At 63.1% G+C, this 22296-nt stretch carries 22 protein-coding genes; 7 read left to right on the top strand and 15 right to left on the bottom strand.

Annotated features, from left to right (window positions below; translation table 11 throughout):
* Positions 1-6 precede the first annotated feature (6 nt).
* Complete coding sequence (gene mexE, locus ABVN20_RS05345) at positions 7-1251, bottom strand: multidrug efflux RND transporter periplasmic adaptor subunit MexE (protein WP_368554452.1); 1245 nt, start codon at positions 1249-1251, stop codon at positions 7-9.
* Between the two features lie 131 nt (positions 1252-1382).
* Positions 1383-1661 (bottom strand): LysR family transcriptional regulator, encoded by a 279-nt coding sequence (locus ABVN20_RS05340; RefSeq protein WP_368554451.1) that lies wholly within the window; start codon positions 1659-1661, stop codon positions 1383-1385.
* 172 nt (positions 1662-1833) lie between these two features.
* Here ABVN20_RS05340 and ABVN20_RS05335 point away from each other — a divergent pair, with 172 nt between their 5' ends.
* Positions 1834-2406: a TetR/AcrR family transcriptional regulator gene (locus tag ABVN20_RS05335; protein ID WP_368554450.1), complete on the top strand. Its 573-nt coding sequence runs from the start codon at positions 1834-1836 to the stop codon at positions 2404-2406.
* Between the two features lie 4 nt (positions 2407-2410).
* Here ABVN20_RS05335 and ABVN20_RS05330 read toward each other — a convergent pair whose 3' ends face one another.
* On the bottom strand, positions 2411-2869 hold the full coding sequence (locus tag ABVN20_RS05330; RefSeq protein WP_368554449.1) for a GNAT family N-acetyltransferase: 459 nt from the start codon (positions 2867-2869) through the stop codon (positions 2411-2413).
* A gap of 140 nt (positions 2870-3009) precedes the next feature.
* Between ABVN20_RS05330 and ABVN20_RS05325 the strand changes: the two genes are divergently transcribed.
* On the top strand, positions 3010-5136 hold the full coding sequence (locus ABVN20_RS05325) for a TonB-dependent receptor family protein (protein ID WP_368554448.1): 2127 nt from the start codon (positions 3010-3012) through the stop codon (positions 5134-5136).
* Between the two features lie 13 nt (positions 5137-5149).
* Here the strand turns inward: ABVN20_RS05325 and dsdA are convergent, their stop codons facing one another.
* The 9 genes from dsdA to ABVN20_RS05280 form a co-directional block, all read right to left on the bottom strand.
* A complete protein-coding gene (dsdA, locus tag ABVN20_RS05320; protein ID WP_368554447.1) occupies positions 5150-6511 on the bottom strand; it encodes a D-serine ammonia-lyase in 1362 nt (453 codons plus the stop codon).
* A gap of 18 nt (positions 6512-6529) precedes the next feature.
* On the bottom strand, positions 6530-8050 hold the full coding sequence (locus ABVN20_RS05315) for an amidase (RefSeq protein WP_368554446.1): 1521 nt from the start codon (positions 8048-8050) through the stop codon (positions 6530-6532).
* Positions 8051-8163: 113 nt separating this feature from the next.
* Positions 8164-9084 carry a LysR family transcriptional regulator gene (locus ABVN20_RS05310; protein ID WP_368554445.1) on the bottom strand — a complete coding sequence of 307 codons (921 nt, stop codon included), beginning with the start codon at positions 9082-9084 and terminating at the stop codon, positions 8164-8166.
* Between the two features lie 94 nt (positions 9085-9178).
* Positions 9179-10414: an MFS transporter gene (locus tag ABVN20_RS05305; protein ID WP_368554444.1), complete on the bottom strand. Its 1236-nt coding sequence runs from the start codon at positions 10412-10414 to the stop codon at positions 9179-9181.
* A gap of 257 nt (positions 10415-10671) precedes the next feature.
* On the bottom strand, positions 10672-10830 hold the full coding sequence (locus ABVN20_RS05300; RefSeq protein WP_368554443.1) for a DUF2986 domain-containing protein: 159 nt from the start codon (positions 10828-10830) through the stop codon (positions 10672-10674).
* 58 nt (positions 10831-10888) lie between these two features.
* Positions 10889-11500, bottom strand: a complete 612-nt coding sequence (locus ABVN20_RS05295; protein ID WP_368554442.1) for a hypothetical protein — start codon at positions 11498-11500, stop codon at positions 10889-10891.
* A gap of 38 nt (positions 11501-11538) precedes the next feature.
* A complete protein-coding gene (locus ABVN20_RS05290; protein WP_368554441.1) occupies positions 11539-12009 on the bottom strand; it encodes a hypothetical protein in 471 nt (156 codons plus the stop codon).
* A 120-nt stretch (positions 12010-12129) separates the two neighbouring features.
* Entirely contained in the window at positions 12130-13131 is a 1002-nt protein-coding gene (locus tag ABVN20_RS05285; RefSeq protein WP_368554440.1) for an LLM class flavin-dependent oxidoreductase, read from the bottom strand.
* 155 nt (positions 13132-13286) lie between these two features.
* The gene (locus tag ABVN20_RS05280) at positions 13287-14210 is read right to left on the bottom strand and encodes a LysR family transcriptional regulator (RefSeq protein ID WP_368554439.1); all 924 of its coding nucleotides are present in this window, start codon (positions 14208-14210) and stop codon (positions 13287-13289) included.
* Positions 14211-14402: 192 nt separating this feature from the next.
* On the opposite strand from ABVN20_RS05280, the gene ABVN20_RS05275 reads away from it, so the two are divergent.
* Positions 14403-15509, top strand: a complete 1107-nt coding sequence (locus tag ABVN20_RS05275; RefSeq protein ID WP_368554438.1) for an alkene reductase — start codon at positions 14403-14405, stop codon at positions 15507-15509.
* An 18-nt stretch (positions 15510-15527) separates the two neighbouring features.
* Here ABVN20_RS05275 and ABVN20_RS05270 read toward each other — a convergent pair whose 3' ends face one another.
* Positions 15528-16325, bottom strand: a complete 798-nt coding sequence (locus ABVN20_RS05270) for an alpha/beta fold hydrolase (RefSeq protein WP_368554437.1) — start codon at positions 16323-16325, stop codon at positions 15528-15530.
* A 164-nt stretch (positions 16326-16489) separates the two neighbouring features.
* Here ABVN20_RS05270 and ABVN20_RS05265 point away from each other — a divergent pair, with 164 nt between their 5' ends.
* Entirely contained in the window at positions 16490-16729 is a 240-nt protein-coding gene (locus ABVN20_RS05265; protein ID WP_368554436.1) for a hypothetical protein, read from the top strand.
* Positions 16730-16768: 39 nt separating this feature from the next.
* Here the strand turns inward: ABVN20_RS05265 and ABVN20_RS05260 are convergent, their stop codons facing one another.
* A complete protein-coding gene (locus ABVN20_RS05260; protein WP_368554435.1) occupies positions 16769-17695 on the bottom strand; it encodes a Gfo/Idh/MocA family protein in 927 nt (308 codons plus the stop codon).
* Between the two features lie 216 nt (positions 17696-17911).
* Between ABVN20_RS05260 and ABVN20_RS05255 the strand changes: the two genes are divergently transcribed.
* The gene (locus ABVN20_RS05255; protein ID WP_368554434.1) at positions 17912-19012 is read left to right on the top strand and encodes an acyltransferase family protein; all 1101 of its coding nucleotides are present in this window, start codon (positions 17912-17914) and stop codon (positions 19010-19012) included.
* A 585-nt stretch (positions 19013-19597) separates the two neighbouring features.
* Here ABVN20_RS05255 and ABVN20_RS05250 read toward each other — a convergent pair.
* Positions 19598-20050, bottom strand: a complete 453-nt coding sequence (locus tag ABVN20_RS05250; RefSeq protein ID WP_368554433.1) for a winged helix-turn-helix transcriptional regulator — start codon at positions 20048-20050, stop codon at positions 19598-19600.
* Positions 20051-20150: 100 nt separating this feature from the next.
* Between ABVN20_RS05250 and ABVN20_RS05245 the strand changes: the two genes are divergently transcribed.
* A complete protein-coding gene (locus ABVN20_RS05245) occupies positions 20151-21368 on the top strand; it encodes an MFS transporter (RefSeq protein ID WP_368554432.1) in 1218 nt (405 codons plus the stop codon).
* Positions 21365-22261, top strand: a complete 897-nt coding sequence (locus tag ABVN20_RS05240) for an EamA family transporter (protein ID WP_368554431.1) — start codon at positions 21365-21367, stop codon at positions 22259-22261. Before ABVN20_RS05245 ends, ABVN20_RS05240 begins: the two co-directional genes overlap by 4 nt.
* The last annotated feature ends 35 nt before the right edge of the window (positions 22262-22296 follow it).

Here is a 22296-nt window from a genome sequence, read left to right as displayed (position 1 = left end):
GGCTCCTTATCCGCGAGGCGCAGCGGCAGATTCGGCTTTCACCAGGGCGGGTGCCTGACCGGCGACCGGCTGATTGCCGGCCTCGATGGCCTGACGCTGACGCGCCAGGGTCGCGACGGTTTCCGGGCTGGCCATCGGCGCGTCCTGGACCTCGACGACGGCACCGGGGCGCACGCGCTGCAGGCCATTGATGATGATGCGGTCATCCTTGTGCAGGCCGCTGCGCACGATGCGTAACCCTTCGAGCTTCGGCCCCAGCTCGACACTGCGATAAACCGCCTTGCGCTCCTGATCGACCACCAGCACGAACTTCTTGCCCAGGTCGGTGCCGACGGCTTCGTCCTTGATCAACAGACCGGGATAGGCGGCGCTGCCCACCAGCTTCAGGCGCGCATACAGGCCCGGGGTGTATTGGCCGTCCGCGTTGTCGAACACCGCGCGGCCACGGATGGTGCCGGTTTTCGGGTTGACCTGGTTGTCGACGAAGTTCATCCGGCCCAGGTGGCTGTTGCCCTCCTCGTTCGACAGGCCCATGTACACCGGCGTGGTCTGCCCGCGTTGACCCTGGCGGGAAAGCTGGTGGTACTTGAGAAACAGGCGTTCGTCAGCGTCGAAATAGGCATAGACCTTGTCGGTGGACACCACGCTGGTGAGGGGCGTGGTGTCGGCGGTGACGAGGTTGCCGGCGGTGATTTCCGCGCGGCTGACCCGGCCGGAAATCGGCGCGGTGACGCGGGTGAAACTCAGGTTCAGGCGGGCCAGGTCCAACTGCGCCTGGATGGCATCGACCCCGGCCCTGGCTTCCTGGGCGGTGGTGGTGCGGGTGTCGGCCAGCTCGGCGGAAATCGCGTTGCTGCTCAACAGACGCTGACCGCGCTGGGCTTCATTGCCGGTGCGCACCAGGGTCGCACGGGCCTGCTGCAACTGCGCCTCGATGCGATGCACTTCGTGTTCGAAGGGTCGCGGGTCGATCTGGAACAGCAGATCGCCCTTCTTCACCAGCGCACCGTCGGTGAACGCCACGCGCTCGATCTGACCGGAAACCCGCGGGCGGATCTCGACGGTTTCCGGCGCTTCCAGGCGCGCGGTGACTTCGTCCCATTCGGTGATGGGCTGCTCGAGCACCTGCGCCACGGTGACATGCGGTGCACCCGGCGCCTGGGCGGTATCGGGTGTGCGTTCGCACGCGGCCAGCAGGGTCAATGCCAACGCAGCGAGGGGGTAACGCAAGGGTTTGAGTGACTGTTCCATGGGGTGGGTCCGCCAGACGGTTGAAGAGTTTCCGGATTCTCGAACTCGCGCGCGATGGCGACGAATCGAATGGAGTGAACGTGGACATCATCATTAATGATGGCTGTCATGTTTAAGGTCAAAAAAAGGGATCAGACGCGTTTGCAGGCCAGCACCGTGCACACTGAGTCCAGTACCGGCCCCAGGATCTGCGCAGCCTTCAAGGCCCGCGCGGTGGGCACCATGCGGTGGCCGATGCGCTCGAACAACGGGTCGTCAAACAGCTTGCGCAAGCGCACCAGCGCCCCGCTCACGGCGGGCTGGCCCAGCGACAGCCTGGCGGCGGCGCGGGAGACGTTGCACTCCTGGATCAGTGCTTCGAACACCACCAGCAGGTTCAGATCGACGCTGCGCAGGTCATTACGGTTCATGGGTCCGGTCCACGTTGAGATTTATGACTTGAGCCACAGGCTCGGGATCCGCCAGACTTGCGCCGATACGCACAAAGCCGTTGCAACGACTTTATATGACGAGCATCATCAATACCAGCTTTCCGGCAAAGCTTTTTCCAGGCACCGCCGACCTGGCCACAGGAGCAGTCTCATGAAAGTCACGAAAGACCAGGCCGCCGCGAACAAGGAAGCGATCCTCAGCGCCGCGTCCCGCCTGTATCGGGAGAAAGGCATCGACGGCATTGGCATCGGTGAACTGTCGCGCTCCGTGGGCCTGACCCACGGCGGTTTTTACGGACAGTTTCCAGGCGGCAAGGAACAGCTGGCCGCAGAAGCCGTCAGTCGCACCTTCGAGACCAATATCCAGGACTGGCGCGACGCCCGGTCCATTCCCGAACTGATCAAGGGCTACCTGACCCAGGCGCATCTGGACAACTGGACCCAGGGTTGCCCCATTCCGGCCCTGGGCGCCGATGTGGCCCGGGCCGGCGGCACCGTCAGCGGTTCGTTCACCCGGGGTGTGGAGGAATTGATCGACACGCTGATGCCGCTGGTCGAAGGCGAAACCCACGACGAGAAACTTCAGGAAGCGCTGCGCATCCTGTCAGCGATCACCGGCGCCATCCTGATCGCCAGGGCGCTGAACAACCGGACACTGGCCGGACAGTTCCTCGACTCGGTGATCAATGGCTGGCCCGTCGTCGCGCACGAAGAGCCGGCGTGAACGCTCACAGGGTCTTTTCAAAGTAGACCCGATCAAAGCCGTCCTCCGAGCGCCGCGCGATCTCGACGTATCCGAGTCGCGGATAAATCGCCAGATTGGCGCTCATTTTCGCGTTGGTGTAGAGCTGCACACTGGCCAGCCCCAGGCGCAGCGCCGCCGCCTCGCAACATCGCACCAGCGCCTTGCCGATGCCCTTGCCCTGCCCGGCCGCTGACACCGCGACGTTTTCCAGCAGCATGTGCCGGCCCTCGGCGTAGAACACGATGAAGCCTTGCAACTCGTCTTGCTCGCTGGCGGCGACGTAGACCTGGCCGGCGGCGATCTGCGCGCGGTAGTCAGCCAGCATCGGTGCAGGCTTGCGGCCGATCAGCTCGACGTATTGCCGATAAGCCTGTTCGGCGCAAGCGCGTATGGCAGCTTCATCGCTGGCGACAGCTGGGCGGATCCGGGGCAATTCACTCATGGCGACTCCTGATGAACCTGCGTCTGCGGCCAATCACGCCGCCGAGCCAGGCAAAAAAACAAAATTACCATGTGTTTCCTTCGTCCCTCCCTACGTCGCAGTTTTTCACTGCCTTTTCCCGCACGTCTGGAGTTTTCTCAATGCCCTCGCCCAAATCCTTGCCCGCCGCGCTGCTGGGCCTGGCGCTCGTGTGTCCGACCCTGGTCGAAGCCCAGGGCCTGGAACTGGGCGAAGTGCTGATTGGCGCGGAAGGTCCGGACAGCGAAGAGCAATCCATCGCAGACGCCAAGGCCCGATTGGCCGAAGTGCCCGGCGGCACCAACGTGGTGGACATGCGTCGCCCGCTGCAAGGTCGCGTGGCCAGCAACCAGGATGTGCTGGCCTATCAGCCGGGTGTGTACGCGCAATCAGCGGGTAACGAGGGGGTGAAGATTTCCATCCGTGGCTCGGGCATCAACCGCGCGCCGGGCGCCCACGCCTCAGGGTTGTACACGATGCTCGACGGCCTGCCGCTGACCGGCCCCGGCGGCACGCCCTACGAATTGCTCGAACCGCTGTGGGTCGATCACGTGGAAGTGCTGCGTGGCGCCAACGGCTTCGATCGCGGCGCCCTGGCGCTGGGCGGGGCCATCGACTACGTCAGCCACACCGGCTACACCGCACCGCGCCTGCAAGTGCGCTACGCCATGGGCAGCCACGGCTACCAACAGCGCCAGGTCAGCTCCGGCCAGGTGCTGGGCAACTTCGACTACTACCTGTCGCTGACCGATTCGAATGCCGACGGTTATCAGGATCACACCGCCAGCGAGAGCCAGGGTGTCGTCGCCAACTTCGGTTATCGCTTCAACCCGAACCTGGAAACGCGCTTCTATTTCCGCTACCGGCAGACCGACAACGACCTCGCCGGACGGGTCACCAAGCACTCGATCGAACACGACCCACGGGCGGCCAACCCCGCCTACGTTTCGCGCGACGACAGCCGCAAGCAGCCGGGCAGCACCTTCATTGGCAACAAGACCACGTTCTACCTCGATGACGATTCGAGCATCGAGACCGGCCTGGTCTATCACGACTACCCGATGGACCTGCGCGAAGGCCCCAACCGCCTGAAAGTGGCGTACACCGACGTCAGCGGCACGTTCGACTACAAGCGCCGCGATACCCTGTGGGGCCTGCAAAGCCGCAGCACCCTGGGCCTGCGCGTGACCAAGCACCTGCCCAACGCCGGCGCCAGCGAGCTGGTGCGCATCCCCGGCGGCAACACGGCCGGCTATGCGCCAGGCACGCACATGCGCAACTTCACCTACCAGGGCTCGGACACCGTGTTGCACGTGGGCAATGACCTGGAAATCGCCGACGACCTGTGGCTGACCACCGGCCTGGCCGCCATCTACACCCGTCGTGAAAGCGCCGTGACCTACCCCGACGGTGGCGGCAAGACCAGCCTGGGTGACTGGGACTACGCCCCGCGCCTGGGCCTGCGCTACCAGGTGACACCGGACCTGCAAGTATTCGGCAACCTCAGCCGCTCGGTCGAAGGGCCGCACCCGTGGTCGCTGATCTACAGCGCCAACCAGCGCTTCCCCGCCGGCAGCGGCCCCGCCACCGGCACCCAGCGCGACCCGGTAGAATTGCAAAACCAGACCGCCACCACCCTGGAACTCGGCGGCCGTGGCGACAGCGCCATGGGTCAATGGACCCTTGCCTGGTACTACTCGCAAGTGCGCCACGAATTGCTGTCGGTGTTGCCGGACGCCAACGCCACCACGCCCTACGAACTCAACGCCAGCCCCACGGTGCACCAGGGTGTGGAAGCCAGCCTGCACAGCCGTTTGTGGACGCGTGACGATGGCGGCGAGCTGAGCCTGCGCCAGAGCTACACCTTCAGCGATTTCCATTACCGCGACGACGAGCGTTTCGGCGACAACCGCCTGCCCGGCCTGCCGATGCACTACTACCAGGGCGAATTGCGCTACGACTGGCCGCAAGGCTTCTTTGCCGCCGTCAACACGCAGTGGGCGTCCAAGGTCGCGGTGGATTACGCCAACAGCTACTACGCCGATCCATACGCCATCTTCGGCGCCACCCTGGGCTACAACGCGCCCAAGGATGACTGGCAGACCTGGCTGGACATCCGCAACCTGACCGACAAACGCTACGCCGCCACGGTGACGCCGGGCTACGACGACAAGGGCGTGGACGTCGCCCGCTCCACGCCGGGCGAAGGCCTGGCGGCCTACGTCGGGGTGTCGTGGAGCTGGCGTTGACCGGCCAGCAGACTCAGTCGCCGACTACCAACGAACGCCCGCTGGCCAGGTACTTGTCCATTTCCGCGGGCGGCACCATGCCGCCGCCGGTGGCCCAGATCAGGTGCGTGGCGTTGTCCATCACCTGAGCACTCAGGCCCATGCGCTGGCGGTAACCCTGCTGCTCCTGCAACACCCGGGCGAACCCCGGCGCGCCGGCCAGTGCCGACGGCTCCAGGGCAATGCCCTCGGTCGATTGCATCAGGTACAGCAAGGCGAACATCTCGTCATCGCCCAGGGTGTAGTAGCCGTCGAGCATGCGCTGCATCGAACGCCCGACGAACCCTGAAGGCCGGCCCACTGCCAGGCCATCCGCCGCCGTCTGGTTGCTGATGCCGAAATCCTGCACCGCCAGCTCGTCGTGCAACCCGGTGTAGACGCCCATCAACATGCAGGGCGACTGGGTCGGCTCGGCAAAGATGCAATGCACGTGGTCGCCGAACGCCAGCTTCAAGCCAAACGCGATCCCGCCGGGGCCACCGCCGACACCGCAGGGCAAGTAGACGAACAACGGATGCGCGGCATCCACCGTGATCCCACGCTGCTCGAACTGCGCCTTGAGGCGTTCTCCCGCCACGGCGTAACCGAGGAACAGGGTGGTGGAGTTCTCGTCATCAATGAAATGACAGGCCGGGTCGGCCTGCGCCTCTGCCCTGCCCTGTTCCACCGCCTGACCGTAGTCGCCGGCGTACTCGATGACGCTCACGCCATGGGCACGCAGCTTGTCCTTCTTCCACTGGCGGGCATCGGCCGACATGTGCACCGTGGTCGCAAACCCCAGGCGCGCACTGGCGATGCCGATGGACAGGCCGAGGTTGCCGGTGGAACCGACGGCAATCTTATGCGAGGCGAACAACGCCTGGCACTCAGGCTCGGCGAGCTTGCGGTAGTCATCGGCGATATCCAGCAAGCCGTGACGCAGCGCCAGTTGCTCGGCGTGAAACAGCACCTCGTAGATCCCGCCCCGCGCCTTGACTGAGCCGGAGATCGGCAAATGGCTGTCTTTCTTCAGCAGCAGCTTGACCGGTTGGCTGACGTCGTAGCGCTCACGCAAAGCCTGGGCAAACTCCGGCACCGCCAGCAGCTGCGACTCGATGATGCCGTTGCTCGCCGCCACCTCCGGGAAGGCCTGGGCGAGGAACGGTGCAAAGCGCTGCAACCGGGCGCTGGCGTCGGCGACGTCGGCGGCGCCCAGCACGATGTCGTCCAGCGCGGTGGCAAGGGGCGCAATCGCCGGGTTGAACCAGCTGACCGGCTTGAGTTCGAGCAACGACGCCATCAGGGGAAATTCACGTTTCCAGCTTTTCAGGTCTTTCTGGTAAACCTTGGTGATCATCTCGGTGCCTCGACAGGTTCAGACGGCGGACAGGCCAGCGCTGCTGCTGACGCCATGGGCCAGCGGCGGATGGGTCACCGGCGTGTGCAGGTCGACGGCGCTGTTAAGCAGCGCGCCGATGTCCGGCAGCGGGCGGCGCAACTCGGCGCTTTGCTCGCAATGGCTTTCCAGGGCACGGGCGGCCATCAGCAGTTCCAGGTCGCCGCGGAACTTGCCGATGACCTGCATGCCGAACGGCATGCCCAGGTGATCGACGCCCAGGGGCATGGACAGCGCCGGGTTGGTGGCCAGGGTCACCACGTAGGTCAGCGCCAGCCAGCGGTAGTAGTTTTCCAGCTCCACGCCGTTGATGTGGGTGAGGTATGGCTGCTCCCAGGCAAACGCCGAGACCGGCGTGGTCGGCGACAGGATCAGGTCGTACTGGCTGAACAATTGCTGGAAGCGGCGGAAGATGCGGGTCTGCTCGGCGCCGGCCCACACGCAGTCCTTGAGCGACATTTTGGCGCCCATTTCATAGTTGGCCCGTGGGTTCGGCCCCAGTGCATCCGGGTCTTTCTCGTAAGCGGCCTGCAGGCTGCCGACGAACGCCTCGGCGCGCACCACGTCGAAACAGCGGTGCGCGTGCTGCATGTCGACCTGCACTTCTTCGCACACGGCGAACACGCCCTTGAGGGCCGCGATCTTGTTGCGGAACACCTGGCGGATATCGTCATCGACGTCGCACACACCGAAGTCCTCGGTGTAACCGACCCGCAGCTTGGACAGGTCCACGCCGCCGCTGATCGCGCCGGGCATGCTGAACTCGTAACTCAGTGGGTCGGTGGCGGCGATGCCGGCGGTCGCTGCCAGTTGCAGCCAGGTATCGTCGACATTGCGCCCCATCGGGCCGACCACGGAAATCGGCGTCCAGCCCAGCAATTTGCGCTCGCTGGGCACCAGGCCCGGCGAAGTGCGCAGGCCGACGATGCCGCACTTGGCGGCCGGGATGCGCAGCGAACCACCGGTGTCCGAGCCGCTGCACAACGGCACCATGTCCGCTGCCAGTGCGGCCGCCGCGCCGCCGGAAGAACCACCGGCATTCAGGCGCGGGTTGAACGGGTTGCCAGTCGCGCCCCAGACCGGGTTGCGGGTATTGGCCCCGGCACCCATTTCCGGCACGTTGGTTTTACCCACTACCACGGCGCCCGCCGCACGCAAACGGCGCACCAGTTCGTTGTCCTTGGCCGGCACGTTGCCGCGAAACAGTGGCGAGCCATAGGTGGTCAGCACGCCTTCGGTTTCTTCCAGGTCCTTGATGCCAATCGGCAGGCCGCTGAGCAAACCGCGGGGCTGGCCTTTCATGATTGCCTGCTCCACCGCCACGGCTTCATCGCGGGCACGCTCAAACGATGTGGCGCAAAACGCGTTGATCTTCGGGTTCAACTGTTCGATGCGCGCAATGCAGGCATCGAGCAGCTCGACAGGAGAAATGACGCGAGTGTCCATCAACTGCTTGAGTTCGACGGCGCTTTTTTCGACCAGCTCATTGTGCGTTTGCATAAGGGTTCTCAACCAGGATTCCGGGGCCAATATAAAAATGCGCCCGAGCGCCAACAACCGACATTTTTAGAAGGCAGCGATGCCTTTTAAACATGCCGGGTGCACACGTTCGCTCAGTGCAATTGATGGGTGTCTGGCAGTACGCACTTCATGTATTGGATGAAGGCTTGCAGGTGCTCCGATAACGGCCGCTTGGCCATCGTCTGGATCTCGATGGAGCGCTCGCTGCCGCACATTTCCGGCACGGTCAGGGCCACCAGTTGGCCCTGGCGCAAACGCTCACGCACGAACACTTCGCCGCAGAAGGTCACCGCCGCCCCCGACATGCAGAACGTCAGCAAGGCTTCCAGGTGATCGCTGTCGAGCACGCTTTTGTAATTGAGCCCCTCGCGGCTGCAATACACGTTCAGCAGCTGGCGGATGGTGGTGTCCGGCCCGGGCAGCGCCAGCGGGTGGCGTACCACATCCTTGAGCGGCTGGCTGCCACTGGCGGCCAGCGGGTGATGGGGCGCCACCACCGCGAGGATCGGTGCCGGCTGGCTGAACATCACGCTGATGTCCTTGGCGACCCCGAGGCTGAAGGAAAAGCCGATGTCCACTTCTGCCTCGCGGACCATGCGCGTCACTTCCAGCGCCGAAGCGACCACGATGCGAAAACTGCTCGACGCGCCGCTGTTGCGAAAGCCGACGATGGCGCCCGGCAAGCATTGCGAGGCAAACCCTTCGGTGCAGGCAATGCTAATCAACGACTCGGATTGCTCGCGCAACGCACCGATTTCCTGGCTGACCTGCTCGGCGTCGAGCAAGGTCCGCCTGGCATAGGCGGCCAGCAATTCGCCGGCCGGGCTCAGGCTGACGCCGCGGGACTGGCGCTCGAACAGCACCGCCCCCAGTTCGCTTTCGAGGCGGCTGATCTGCCGGCTCACCGCCGACGGCACCACGTGCAGGCGGGCAGCGGCTTCGCTGATGGAACCGCTGTTGACCACTTGCAGGAAGTAGCGCACGGCGGTTTCACTCAAGGTTCGAGCGCTCATGGGTATAGATGTCCCTGTCCGGTGAGCGGTCGAGCTTACTGCATTGCCATCTGGCTTGCCGAGGAGTCGGGCCATGGACTGTCTCCCGTGTCGATCAGGCTTCGTGGGCGTTGGCTAGTTGCACCGCGCGAATCTTGCTGGCGCTCAGCGTCATGCTGATCAGGGTGGCCACCGCCGTGGCGCCGATCAGGAACAGGAACGCCGAGTTGTACGTCTCGTAGTAGGACACCAGGAAACCGATGACCATGGGCGAAACGAAACCGGCCAGTTGCCCGCCGAAGTTGACCATGCCGATGCCGGTGCCCACCAGGCGCTGCGAGAGGATCTTGGTCGGCAAGGCGAAGGCCGCGGCGAACACGAACGACTTGAAGAAGTAGACCACGGCCTGGTACGCGATGACCTGGGTGGTGGTCTGCGCGGTGTACATGCCGTAGAGGAAGATCCCGGTGAGGATGCAGCTACCCATCATCAGGTACTTTTCCCGGCCGTCGAAGTATTTGACCATCAGCCAGCCGCCCATCGCCGTGGCAATCGCTGCGCTGATGAATGGCAGCGGCACCAGCAGGCCCACGGTTTTCAGGTCCAGGCCACGGGCGGTCAGCAGGTACATCGGCATCCAGGCATCCAGGCCCTTGTTGACCAGACCGAGTGCAAACCAGATGGCGACGATCTTCCACAGCAGGGGCATGCGCAGCAGTTCGCGGGTGCGGGCCTTGCCGGCCGAGCCACCGTTTTCCAGCTGATAGTTGCCATAGGCTTCAGGGCGTTTGACCACCACGGCGTAGATCACCGCGAAAATGATCCCGGCCACACCGATGGCGAGGAACACGTCACGCCAGCCCAGCCAGAGGATCAGCGGTGCGATGATCAGCGGAGCGATGAAGCTGCCGGTGTAATTGGAGGAAATCATCAGGCTGGCCATTTTCGGCCGGTCCTTGCGGGCATAGATCTCCGCCACGCCCTTGATCGCCGAGGACGGATAACTGCCCTCGCCCAGGCCGAATAGAAAGCGGATCACCAGCAACGATGCCAGCGACCAGGCCAGGCCCGTCATCAGGGTGAACACCGACCAGAGGGCGATGGACACGATCACCACTTTCTTCGCGCCGAAGCGATCCGACAACCAGCCGCCGGGAATCTGCATGGCGGCGTAACCCAGGTAAAACGCACTGAGCACCACGCCCAGTTCGGCGGGCCCCAGGTTGAAATCCTTGCCGATGTGCGACAACGCCAGGGAGATGGCCGAGCGGTCGATGTAGGAGATGACGTAACCGAGGTACAACAAAACAAAGACAACGAGAGGACTGTGCAGCGCTTTTTTAATTTTCATTGTTAGCCGCCTGTTCTATGGCTGGATGATTCGTGACCTCATCCTAGGAGCAGCAAAAACAGCGAACAAGTGACGGTTTTAGAGCCAAGCCTTCGCAAAAAATCAAAGCACGGCGACGGTGCAAAGGCCCCGATAAGGGGCGCTATGCGGGCCAGTGAACAGGCGGGTTGCGCACCGATCGAGGGCAATCTGGCCGCCTCGAATCGCCGCAACCGCTCTAGCCTGCGGGTGAAAAAAACAAGGTGGGACCGCCCCGCTCAGCTTTCAGTCGAGGTCGCCACGTCTTCGGCGCCTTGCTCCGCCAGCTTCAAGCGGTCAGCCTTGCTGATGTACTTGGGCTTTTTCGGCGCCAGCTTGGCATTGGCCTTCTTGGCGTGGGCCTCCAGCAGTTGCTTGATTTTCTTGCGGCGGTTCATGTTTTTTACTCAGGTCTTCAAGGTAGGAAACAAGCGGGCGAACCCGCATTGTCCCGCGTTATTGCACCTTGCACAGCCCCTTTCCGAAAACATCCTTGGCTTTCTCATTGGGCCAGCCGGGAAATTGCAGGTTCTCGGACAGGTCGGTGATCGCCACGTTGGCCAGGAACGGGTGGGCTTTCTTGACGTCGGCGACCGCCCTGGCAAAGTCATCGCGGTTGGCCAGGCACATGGTCAGCGCGTTGCCATGGAAGCTGCCGATGTAGACCGCGTCCCCAGGCTTGACGGTGAACAGCAGCGGCTTTTTCAGATCGACGCTCATGCCGTCATAAAAACGGTAGAACCAGTGGGTGACTTCATAGGTGCCGGCCGGCACTTCATAGACGAAGCTGTTGCCCATGATGTTGCGGCTGTCCTGGACTTCGTTGTTCTGGTCCAGCGTGGTCAGCGCGATGCGCGTGGCGGTCGCCTGGGGATTGGGATCCTGATACTTGAGCATCACGTGCAGGCCGTGGGGCTGGGTGAGAAAACCCTCCGACACGTAGCCGACAATGATGGCTTTCTGCGGGTTGATGGGTTTGTTCTCGTCGGCCCGCTCGATCATGTTGGAGGGGCTGACGCAGCCACCCAATGACAGTAGCGCGACGAGCGCCAGTATCCACTTGTTCATCCGTTGTTTCCCTGTGGTGATGTTGCGTATGCTTTTGATCAATCGTTGGTCATGAACATGGTGGTCTGCTGACCTTCCTGTACCACGACGCGCCGGATGATCGAATTCATCTCGACGTAGCCCCAGATGAAGTAGGCCCCGGCAGGCACCGCATCGAACCTGAACTCGCCAGTGCTGGTGCTGAACGTGCGGCGGGTAAGCTTGTCAATCCGCGGGTCCATCTGGTCAGTCAGGCGGATGCCGGCACGCTCGGCCGCCTGGCGTTTTTCCGTGTACGGCGTGGCGGGCCACATCAACATGTTGCTGCCGTTGCCGGGCACCACTCGCCCGCGGCGATCGGTGAAATACAGCTTGCCGGAAATCGAGCCGACACCTGCGCTGGCCTGCGTGGCCATCAGTTGCGCGTATTCGGCTTCGGGCATCGGGGAGATGGGTTTTTCCGAGGGGGTGCTGGCGCAACCGGCCAGGGTCAGGGCCAGCCAGAAAGCGCTAAAGCGGCGTACAGCCATTGGTAACTCCATGTATCGCTCAAATATCGTGCTGGGCTCAGCGGGCGAGATGATACAGGGCTGCGTGGAGAAACCAACCGGCAGGTGAAAGCTTTTTGCCATCATCGCCGGCGCGGTTGTTTATTGCGGTGCCTTCACAACGGTCAAGGCATCACCCATGGCCTCCGCCAGGTATTGATGCGACTTCAAGCGTGCCTGAGGGTCGTAGATCCGGCAGTCGATCATCAGCTCGTCGACCTGAGTCTGCTCGACGAAGTCACGTACCCAGCGGCCCACAACCTCTTTGTCCCCCGCCACCGTGCACGCCATGACCTGGTTGAGCACAGCCGCCTCCTGGGCCGACAGGCTTTCGACATAGCCTTCGCGCGGCTTGGGCAACAACCCCGTTCGACCGACGTGCAGGTCGGTCATCCACTGGCGATGCGAACTGGCATGGTAGTCCGCCTCGGCGCTGGTATCGGCGACGAAGACGTTGGCACCTGCCATGACATAGGGTTTGTCGAGAACCTGCGAAGGCCGGAAGTGCTTGCGATAATGCTCGATGGCTTGCGGCAGGTAGCGCGGCGCGAAGTGCGAAGCAAAGGCGTAAGGCAGACCCAGGGCCGCCGCCAGTTCAGCGCCGTACAGGCTCGACCCCAGAATCCACAACGGCACATCGTGTTGGCCGGGCGTGCCACGTACGGGACGCCGGCGGTTGTCGGCCAGATAATCCGCCACTTCGATCACGTCCTGGGCAAAGTCGCGTTCCGGAGCGCCACGACGCAGGGCCTGGATGGTCGGGCCGCCCGTGCCGGGAGCGCGCCCCATGCCCAGGTCGATTCGCCCCGGATACAGGGTATCGAGGGTGCCGAACTGCTCGGCGACCACCAAGGGCGAATGGTTGGGCAGCATGATCCCGCCCGCACCGACCCGGATCGTTGAAGTGGCAGAGGCCAGGTGACTGATGATCAGCGAAGTCGCCGCCGAGCCGATGCCCGGCATGTCGTGGTGCTCGGCAATCCAGTAACGGCTGTAGCCGTGTTGCTCGACATGCTGCGCCAGCTGGCGCGACTCATCGATGGCATCGGACAAGGTCTTCTCCTCGCCAATCATGACGAGGTCCAGCACAGATAAAGCGGTCATATCCTCTCCCGGTTCAATCAGGTGGCGGCCCAAACGGGCGACGGCAGCGCTGCGACGCAATTCGCCGTAAACGTTGCGCGAAGTCTGATTGAGTCCAGGAGAGAGAAAAACCACTGCGCGGGACCGTGACCAGGTCCAGCTATTCCCCAATCAGATCAGCCGGGCGTGAACGCTTCCCACGGCACACCCGATTGCCAGCGCTCGACCAGCAAGTCGATGAAGGCACGGGTGCGCGGAGACAGATGACGCTTGCTGGGATACAGCAGGCGAATCGGATCTGGGGCAGGACGGTAAGGCTGCAGCACCTCGACCAGGCGACCGGATTGCAGGTCGGCGCCGGTAATGTAGGTGGGCAGGTGAATCAGCCCGAAACCGGACAGCGCGGCGTCGCGCAAACCTTCCGAATTGTCCATGTGCAGGCGTCCCGGCCCTTCGAAAAACTGCGGCCCCTGCGGCAACTGGAACTGCCAGGGCTTGGCCTGTTGCCCGCCCATGAAAAACAGGGTGTCGTGCCCGGCCAGGTCGCCGGGTACCTGCGGGATGCCGCGCCGTTGCAGGTACTCCGGGGAAGCGCAGGTGGCGAATTGCTGCCAGCCGATGGTGCGCGACACGATCAACGAGTCTTCCTTGACGCCGCCAATGCGGATGGCCATGTCGACGCTGTCCTCGACCAGATCGACATAACGGTCAGTGAACGAGATGTCCGCGCGCAACTGCGGCCACTCCTTCAAGAACGCCTCCACCAGCGGCAGGACATGACGCTGGCCGAAGGACAGTGGCGCGGTCAGGCGCAGGGTGCCGGTGGGCGTGCCCTTGCGCAGCGCCATGGTCGCGTCCACTTCGTCCAGGTCTTCGAGGATCTGGCTCCAGCGTTCGTACACCACAAAGCCTTCGTCGGTCAGGCTGAGTTTGCGCGTGGTGCGATTCAACAGACGCAAGCCCACGCGGCTCTCCAGGCGCACGATGCTTTTGCCGACCGCCGAGCGCGTGAGCCCCAGGGATGCCGCCGCGGCGGTAAAACTCCCCGTTTTCACGGCGGCCAGGAAGGCGCTGATGTCACCGAGTCGGTTGGGTTCCATGGTGCCTGACTGCCCTCTTCTCTTTACAGCTGTGAAATGCCGGCCGGCATCCTGACAAGCCAGGGCCGCGAACGCCAGCGCTGACTCGGGAATGACACGACTGAATCTGGGGAATCCGTTTCCCTAATGTAACCGGTAAGGTGCGCACCTGAATTTATAGCGCATCCAATCCATCCGAAACCAGGTATTGCCATGACACTCGACACATTATTCACCCCCCTGACGATTGGCCCCTTGACCGTGCCCAATCGCATTTTCATGGCGCCGCTCACCCGCCTGCGCAGTACCGAACCGGGTGACGTGCCCACCGCAATGATGGCCGAGTATTACCAGCAGCGCGCCAGTGCCGGGCTGATCATTGCCGAGGCCACGCAGATTTCCTTCCAGGCCAAGGGCTATTCCGGCTCGCCGGGCATTCACACGCCGCAGCAGATCGAAGGCTGGAAAGCCGTCAATGCTGGCATCCACGCGGCTGGCGGTCACAGTGCCATCCAGGTCTGGCACACCGGGCGTATCTCCCATGTGTCGCTGCAACCGGATCAACAGGCACCGGTCGCGCCTTCGGCGATTTCGGCCCAGACCCGTACGACCATTCGCGATGAGAACGGCGAAGTGACCCGGGTCGACACCTCCATGCCTCGTGCGTTGGCCATCCCGGAGATCCAGCAGATCGTCGCTGACTTCGCCCAGGCCGCCGTGAACGCGCAGGAAGCGGGCTTCGACTTCATCGAACTGCACGCGGCCCACGGCTATCTGCTGCATCAGTTCCTCTCGCCGGGTTCCAATACCCGCACCGACGCCTACGGTGGCAGCGTGGAAAACCGCGCACGCATCGTCCTCGAGACCGTGGACGCGACCATCGCCCAATGGAGCGCTGACCGGGTCGGCATCCGTATTTTCCCGCTCGGCCCGTTGAACGGCGTCGACAATGGCGAGGATCAGGAAGAAGCAGCCCTGTACCTGATCAAGGAACTGGCCAAGCGTAACCTGGCCTATCTGCATATCTCGGAACCGGACTGGGCAGGTGGCAAGTCCTACAGCGACGCGTTCCGTGTCGCGATCCGCCAGGCCTTCCCTGGCGTGATCATCGCTGCGGGCGCCTACACCCCGGAGAAGGCACAAGACCTGATCAGTCGAGGGCTGATCGACGCCGTCGCGTTTGGCCGCAGTTACATCGCCAACCCTGACCTGGTCGAGCGCCTGCGCTTGAGCGCACCGCTGAACGAGCACTTGCCGCAGTACGATTACGCCAACGGCCCACGGGGTTACACGGATTATCCGCTGCTCGCCTCAAGCTGATTCGCCCAAGGGTGCCGATCAGTTGAGCTGACGTCCCTCATCCAGAAAAGCGACGACCTTGGCCAGCACCGTTTCCGGGTATTCGCGATGAGGGACATGCCCGCAATCGTTCAGGGTTTGCAGGCTTTTACGGGCGCTGACCTTCGCCGCCATGCGCTCCAGATGAGCCAACGAACCGTACTCATCCCGGTCCCCATGCAGGGCCAGCATCGGGCTGCGGATCCGCGATAACTGGGCGTCCAGCGTCCAGTCGCTGAAGGCCTCCGACAGCCAGGTGTCGACCCAGGCCTTGAGCACCCAGTCGGCCTTGTCACCGTGATATTTGTGCAATCGCTCGATCTGCCCTGGCTCGGCGAATTGCCGATCGGCCTGGCGGATACCTTCCAGCGTCAGCGCTTCGACGAAGGTTTGCGCCGACTCGGTGATGACCCCTTCGCAGCGCTGCGGATAAGCCGCCGCACAGCCAATCGCCATGCCGGCGCCAACGCTGTGGCCCAGCACCACGAAGCGGTTCAGATCGAAGTGCCGGCAAACCGCGTCGAAACTGCCCAGCGCTTCATCCTCGACGAAGGTCAGCGGCAGCTTGCTCGAACAGGCCGATGAACGTCCGAAACCCACGCGGTCATAGGCAATCACCGTGCGCCCGGTCGCCTGTGCCAGCCGCTCGGGAAAATCGCGCCACAGCGCCACGCAGCCGAGGGAATCATGCAGCAGGACGATGGCGGTCCCCTGCGCTTCGTGTGGGGTCCAGGACTGCGCGAACACCTGTGCGTTGGCGCTATCAATCCAGTGTTGTTCAGTGGCAATGGGCAGCATCGACCGGCTCCGTTGACGTATCTGCGACACCGCATCATGCCACGGCGACTAACCCTAAAGCAGAACTTGCGTTTCGGCATGCCCGGGATTATTTCTAGCAATACTTGCGCGCCGCCCCTGCGGATGCACAGACAATAAAACCAGGATTTGCCGAGGACCTCTGCTTGAGAACGTTTGACTTGATCCGTGACGCCGTCTTGCCCCAATACCGTGATCGGGTGGCCGAGTACCTGGTCGACTACGAAACCATTCTGGTCAGCGACCGTTCTGCCGATCCCGAGCTGGTGCGGGCGACCGCCAATCAATTGCGCGGCTACCTGCGCGGCTTGAACACCACGCGGGTGTTGGGGATGGCAGACTGGGAGGAACTGGATCGCCGGGTCTTGAACACCTGGCTCGAATGACCGCAGCAGGCCGATGCCTGCCGCAGCCCTCCGTAGCCGTCAGTCGTAGAACGGCGCCACTTGCGTGCGACTGCCGACAAAAAAGCTGTCAGCCACCAGTCGCAGCGGTTGCAGATCCAGGTCGCTGGCCTTGTCGCCAATCAACTGCTGGAAGTGCCGGTACACCGCCGCGTACTCACCCTCCTGCGACACGACCTGGCGCTCACCGTCGATGCTTAACAGCGCACCGCCGTTATCCAGGCGCAAGGTGCCTTCGGTGCAGCGAATCTCGATGCTCCACAGTTCGTCGTGGCCGTGGTCGAAGTCGAATTCGGCGCGAACATCGAGCTGGCGCGCGTCAGACATTTTGATGGATGCGGCAATCGGCGACTGGCAGTTGTCCGGCACGCGCAACTCGGCAGACTCGACGAACAGCGGCAACGGCAGCAGATGCGTGACGATCGACAGGGCATTGATGCCCGGATCGAACACGCCCAGTCCGCCCGGTTGCCAGATCCAGGCCTGGCCGGGGTGCCATTTGCGTACGTCTTCCTTCCAGTCGATCTGCACGCTTTGCAGGGTGCGGCTGGCCAGCCAGTCACGGGCGGCCTCGATGCCGGGGGCGTAGCGCGAATGCCAGGCGAACAAGGCGCTGACACCCTGCTGTCTGGCCTGATCGACCAATGCCATGGCCTCACCCAACGTGGCGCAGGGCGGTTTTTCCACCAGCACGTGTTTGCCGGCGGCGAGCGCCTGTTGCACCAGGGCGAAGCGGCCTTGCGGCGGCGTGCAGAAGGCGATTGCATCGACGGGCGGGCCGTTTTCCAGCAGTTCCCCCAGGGACTTGAAGTTCTCCACCCCGGCGCAGGGCTGCCCCTGAGTGGCGACGGACACCAGCTGGAATGCGGGATTGGCCTTGATCGCCGGCACGTGTTGATCCTGGGCAATCTTGCCGTAACCCACCAGACCGAGACGAATCGGTTGCATTCGATGAACTCCTTGTTGTTTGTCTTGTTTGGATCGGCGAACGGGCACGATACGTCTGTCTCGCGGGGAAGTCATCGCTGGCGTGCCGGGTTTTGCACAAAAGCGCGATGAGTGCCGTCTTGCCGACTTGACAGGCGCTGGCAACTGCTAAGCTTTGGGCTCAGTGGTCGCATTACGACATCACAGAATCCGTGGCGGGGAAAGGGAGTAGCGGGAATGACGGTAATCACCACTGACGACAAGCATCGCCTTGCCTTGGTTGACGCCCTGCGCTGTTTCGCCGCCTTTTGGGTGGTGCTGTTTCACTTGTCCGAAGGTACTCACATCCCCACCCTGCTCGCTGCCCTGCCGCAATGGGTGAAGCTGGCCGTGTTCGATGCCGGACATCTGGGCGTGCCGATCTTTTTCGTGCTGAGCGGCATTGTCATGGCGACCACCACGGCGCGTGTGACCATGAACAATGCCAACGCCGCCAACTTCGTCGCCCGCCGCCTCGTGCGCCTGGCGCCGCCCTACTACGCCGCCATCGCCCTGGGGGTGGCGGTGATCGCCGCCAAGCGCCTGCTCGGCCAGCCTGACATCGAGATTCCGGGGGCTTCGAGCATTCTTGCGCACACGCTGTTCCTGCAGGATTTCCTCGGTATCCGCAACATCATCACGGTGTTCTGGACCCTGTGTATCGAGGTGCAGTTCTACATCGCCTTTGCCCTGCTGATGTGGCTGGCGGATCAGGCCGCCGGCAGCGAGCTGTTCTCCAGCCGCAACCATTTCATCTGGGCGAGCGCGTTGCTGGCGCTGCTCTGGCCCACCGAAATCATTCACTCGATCGGCTGGAAAGGCGGGTTCATTGGGTTCTGGTACAGCTTCATGACCGGTGTGTTGTGCGCCCAGACCTTGTCGGGCACGGCGCAGAGTCGCTATATCGCCATGGGGTACAGCGCCGTGGTGCTGTTGATCGGCGTGCTCGGTGATGATTCGTTTGCCATGGCGGCGGGGTTGACCGGTCTGTCGTTCTGCCTGCTGCTCAATCGGTCGGTTACCCTGGGTTTTCTGACCAGCTATCCGGTGCAGAAGATGGCACTGATTTCCTACAGCCTGTACTTGTTCCATTCCCCGGTGACCGGGACGTTCATGCGTGTTTACCGGCGCTTCATGCCCGAGGGTTTGGCCTCGGACATCCTGGCGACGGTGCTGATCATCGTCTGCTGTATCGTCACGGCCGCCATCGCCTACCTCCTGTTCGAGCGCCCCGCCATCGCCTGGAGCCGGCGCATCAAATTCAAACGCACCGACACCCCGGTACCGGCCCCCCTATAGGAGCGAGTTTACTCGCGATCAAATTCACAGGTACCGGGGGCATCCAGACAGCCCGCGTCATCGTTGAAGACCATCGCGGGCAAGCCCGCTCCCACAGAGAGGATCTCTGGCGGACTTATATTCTGTGTTCACATTGGCTCATTGTGGGAGCGGGCTTGCCCGCGAAAGCGGTGCATCAGCCACATCAACGGTGACTGACACGGCCCCTTCGCGAGCAAGCCCGCTCCCACAGAGGGAATCTCAGGCGGACTTACATTCTGTGTTCACACAGGCCCATTGTGGGAGCGAGCCTGCTCGCGATCAGTTTCACAGACACCGCGGGCATCCAGACAGCCCTGCGTCATCGTTGAAGACCATCGCGAGCAGGCTCGCTCCCACAGAGTGGACCTCAGGTGGATTCACATTCTGTGTTCACATCAGTCCCACAGAGGGGATCTCAGGCGGACTTACATTCTGTGCTCACATTGGCCCATTGTGGGAGCGAGCCTGCTCGCGATCAGTTTCACAGGCACCGCGGGCATTCAGACAGCCTTGCTTCATCGTTGACGACCATCGCGAGCAGGCTCGCTCCCACAGTGGGGGGGATCACTCCGTGACGATCCTCACCCGGTGGCAGTCCGTCGGGCCGAGTTTGCGGCCGTTGGCTGAGCGCACTTCGATTGGCATGACCGGCTGGTTCTGTTCGTCATCGAGCAGCAGGGAGCGCGTTTCGCCGGGGGCGAACAGGAAGCGTTCGCCCCATTGGCGCAAGCTGACGACGATCGGGAAAACTTCCCGCCCCTTTTCCGTCAGGACGTATTCCTTGTAGGCGCTGCCGTCCGACGCCGGTCGTACCTCGAACACCCCCACTTCAACCAGCGCTTTCAACCGCGCAGTGAGGATGTTCCTGGCCACCCCCAGATTCTTCTGGAATTCGCTGAACCGGCGGATGTCGTCGAACGCATCGCGGATGATCATCAGCGACCAGCGATCACCAATGACTTCCAGCGTCCTGGCCACCGGGCACTCGCTGGCTTGCGGTGAGGTGTCTTCCACCATCGCTCTCTCCTCGCACAAATGTAGTTGCATTTTGAAACCTGATCCAGCACCCTGCCAATCAAGTTTTGAATTGAAACCAGTTTAACCGACGGAGCCGCACATGACAGCTCATACCGCCCTCCGACCCGCCAATTCGTCTGTGGGGCTTTCGCCATCACTGACCCTGCTGTTTTCCATGACCTGTGCGCTCGCGGTCGCCAACGTCTACTTCGCACAGCCCCTGCTCGACACCATGGCCCAGGACCTGAAGGTCGAGCCGTCGCGGATCGGCATGGTGGTGACCGCGACCCAGGTGGGTTATGCCTTGGGCCTGTTGTTCATCGTGCCATTGGGCGACCTGCTCGACCGCAAGCGGCTGGTTCTGATGCAAGTGCTGCTATCGGCGGTGGCGCTGACGCTGGTCGGCTCGGCCACACAATGGTTGCTGCTGTTGGCCGCGATGATCGCGGTCGGCCTGCTCGCCGTGGTGGTGCAGGTGCTGGTGGCTTATGCCGCCGTGCTGGCGACACCCGCACAACGTGGGCAGGCGGTGGGCACCGTCACCAGCGGCATTGTCCTGGGCATCCTGATGGCCCGGTTCACCTCCGGGCTGATCGCCGATCTTGCCGGTTGGCGCGCGGTGTATTTCGTTTCATCCGGGCTGATGCTGGTGCTTGCGGTGGTGCTCTACAACAGGACCCCCAACGCTGCGATCCCGCAGGGCAAACACAGCTACCCGTCGCTGATCCGCTCGCTGTTCATGCTGTTTCTGAGCGAACAGACCCTGCGGATCAGAGGCCTGTTCGCCCTGTTCATCTTCGCCGCCTTCTCGGTGCTGTGGACCGCGATGGTCCTGCCCTTGAGCGCCCCGCCGCTGTCGCTTTCGCACACCGCCATCGGCCTGTTCGGCCTGGCCGGCATTGCAGGTGCCCTGGCCGCCAGACGATCCGGCCGCTGGGCCGATCAAGGTTACGGGCAGCGGGTGACCGGACTGTCGTTGGCGCTCCTGACCCTGTCCTGGCTGCCCATCGCCTTCGCCGAAACGTCGCTGCTCGCGCTGATTGTCGGGGTGATCCTGCTCGACTTCGCCGTGCAAGCGGTACACGTCACCAACCAGAGCCTGATTTTCGCCGCACGCCCCGACGCCCAGAGCCGCATGGTGGGCGCCTACATGTGCTGTTACTCGGTGGGCAGTACGCTCGGCGCCGCTGCCGCGACCCAGGCGTATGCAATGTGGGGCTGGCCGGCCGTCAGCCTGCTCGGCGCCCTGATCAGTGCCAGCGCGCTGGGACTCTGGTGTTTCACCTCTTCGACAACCGCTCAAGGACCTTCAGCATGAAGACACGGCACCTGCTGCTCGCCATCTCGATCACCGCCATCTGGGGCCTGAACTTCTCGGTGATCAAACTGGGCCTGAGCACCGTCGACCCGCTGATCCTCGCTGGCCTGCGCTTCACCCTCTGCGCCCTGCCGGCAATCCTGTTCATCGGCAAACCCGATGTGCAATGGCGCTACATCATCGGCTACGGGCTGGTGTTCGGCATCGGCCTGTGGGGCGTGGTCAACCTGGGGATCAAGGCCGGTCTCTCCGCGGGCATCGCCTCGCTGGTGCTGCAGTTCAGTGCGTTTTTCACCATCCTGCTCGGCGCGTGGGTGTTCAAGGAAAAGGTCTCGCGCTCGCAACTGGCGGGCATGGCAATCGCACTGGGCGGCCTGTTGAGCATCCTCTCCATCGTCGATGGCACCGTCACCGCCGCCGGGCTGATCCTGGTGCTGCTGGGCGCACTGGCCTGGAGTGCCGCCAACATCATCAACAAGAAAGCCCGCACCACCCAGGTGTTCGCCTTCCTGGTGTGGTCCAGCGCGTTCTCGCCGATCCCGCTGTTTGCACTGGAGTACGCGGTGAATGGCTCGGCGGGCTACAGCGCACTGCTGCACCAACTGGACTACCGCGCCGTGTTGTCGATCCTGTTCCAGGTGTACCCCAACACGCTGTTCGGTTACTGGGTGTGGAATTCACTGCTCAAGCAATACCCGGTGTCCACCGTCGCGCCGCTGTCGTTGCTGGTGCCGGTGTTCGGCCTGCTGGGCTCGGTGATGATTTTTGACGAGCATTTGTCGTTGAACAAAGTCATCGCCGTGGTGCTCATCGTCGCCGGGCTTGGGGTTGGCCTGTATGGGCAGCGCCTGCTGGGTGCGGTGCGCAAGCGCTGGAGCCGTTGCGCGGCGTGATGCCGCAGCAACGAGCGAAAGGAACAAGGGACCGG

Source organism: Pseudomonas sp. MYb118 (assembly GCF_040947875.1).
Taxonomy (GTDB): domain Bacteria; phylum Pseudomonadota; class Gammaproteobacteria; order Pseudomonadales; family Pseudomonadaceae; genus Aquipseudomonas.
This window is presented reverse-complemented; position numbering and strand designations above follow the sequence as displayed.

Coding starts and splice junctions, on each gene's coding strand:
- ABVN20_RS05285 (WP_368554440.1), bottom strand. CDS start 13,131: ATGACCGCTTTATCTGTGCTGGACCTCGTCATGATTGGCGAGGAGAAG.
- ABVN20_RS05305 (WP_368554444.1), bottom strand. CDS start 10,414: ATGAAAATTAAAAAAGCGCTGCACAGTCCTCTCGTTGTCTTTGTTTTG.
- ABVN20_RS05240 (WP_368554431.1), top strand. CDS start 21,365: ATGAAGACACGGCACCTGCTGCTCGCCATCTCGATCACCGCCATCTGG.
- ABVN20_RS05250 (WP_368554433.1), bottom strand. CDS start 20,050: ATGGTGGAAGACACCTCACCGCAAGCCAGCGAGTGCCCGGTGGCCAGG.
- ABVN20_RS05310 (WP_368554445.1), bottom strand. CDS start 9,084: ATGAGCGCTCGAACCTTGAGTGAAACCGCCGTGCGCTACTTCCTGCAA.
- ABVN20_RS05260 (WP_368554435.1), bottom strand. CDS start 17,695: ATGCAACCGATTCGTCTCGGTCTGGTGGGTTACGGCAAGATTGCCCAG.
- ABVN20_RS05255 (WP_368554434.1), top strand. CDS start 17,912: ATGACGGTAATCACCACTGACGACAAGCATCGCCTTGCCTTGGTTGAC.
- ABVN20_RS05340 (WP_368554451.1), bottom strand. CDS start 1,661: ATGAACCGTAATGACCTGCGCAGCGTCGATCTGAACCTGCTGGTGGTG.
- ABVN20_RS05295 (WP_368554442.1), bottom strand. CDS start 11,500: ATGAACAAGTGGATACTGGCGCTCGTCGCGCTACTGTCATTGGGTGGC.
- ABVN20_RS05325 (WP_368554448.1), top strand. CDS start 3,010: ATGCCCTCGCCCAAATCCTTGCCCGCCGCGCTGCTGGGCCTGGCGCTC.
- ABVN20_RS05290 (WP_368554441.1), bottom strand. CDS start 12,009: ATGGCTGTACGCCGCTTTAGCGCTTTCTGGCTGGCCCTGACCCTGGCC.
- ABVN20_RS05280 (WP_368554439.1), bottom strand. CDS start 14,210: ATGGAACCCAACCGACTCGGTGACATCAGCGCCTTCCTGGCCGCCGTG.
- mexE (WP_368554452.1), bottom strand. CDS start 1,251: ATGGAACAGTCACTCAAACCCTTGCGTTACCCCCTCGCTGCGTTGGCA.
- ABVN20_RS05315 (WP_368554446.1), bottom strand. CDS start 8,050: ATGCAAACGCACAATGAGCTGGTCGAAAAAAGCGCCGTCGAACTCAAG.
- ABVN20_RS05335 (WP_368554450.1), top strand. CDS start 1,834: ATGAAAGTCACGAAAGACCAGGCCGCCGCGAACAAGGAAGCGATCCTC.
- dsdA (WP_368554447.1), bottom strand. CDS start 6,511: ATGATCACCAAGGTTTACCAGAAAGACCTGAAAAGCTGGAAACGTGAA.
- ABVN20_RS05300 (WP_368554443.1), bottom strand. CDS start 10,830: ATGAACCGCCGCAAGAAAATCAAGCAACTGCTGGAGGCCCACGCCAAG.
- ABVN20_RS05245 (WP_368554432.1), top strand. CDS start 20,151: ATGACAGCTCATACCGCCCTCCGACCCGCCAATTCGTCTGTGGGGCTT.
- ABVN20_RS05270 (WP_368554437.1), bottom strand. CDS start 16,325: ATGCTGCCCATTGCCACTGAACAACACTGGATTGATAGCGCCAACGCA.
- ABVN20_RS05275 (WP_368554438.1), top strand. CDS start 14,403: ATGACACTCGACACATTATTCACCCCCCTGACGATTGGCCCCTTGACC.
- ABVN20_RS05330 (WP_368554449.1), bottom strand. CDS start 2,869: ATGAGTGAATTGCCCCGGATCCGCCCAGCTGTCGCCAGCGATGAAGCT.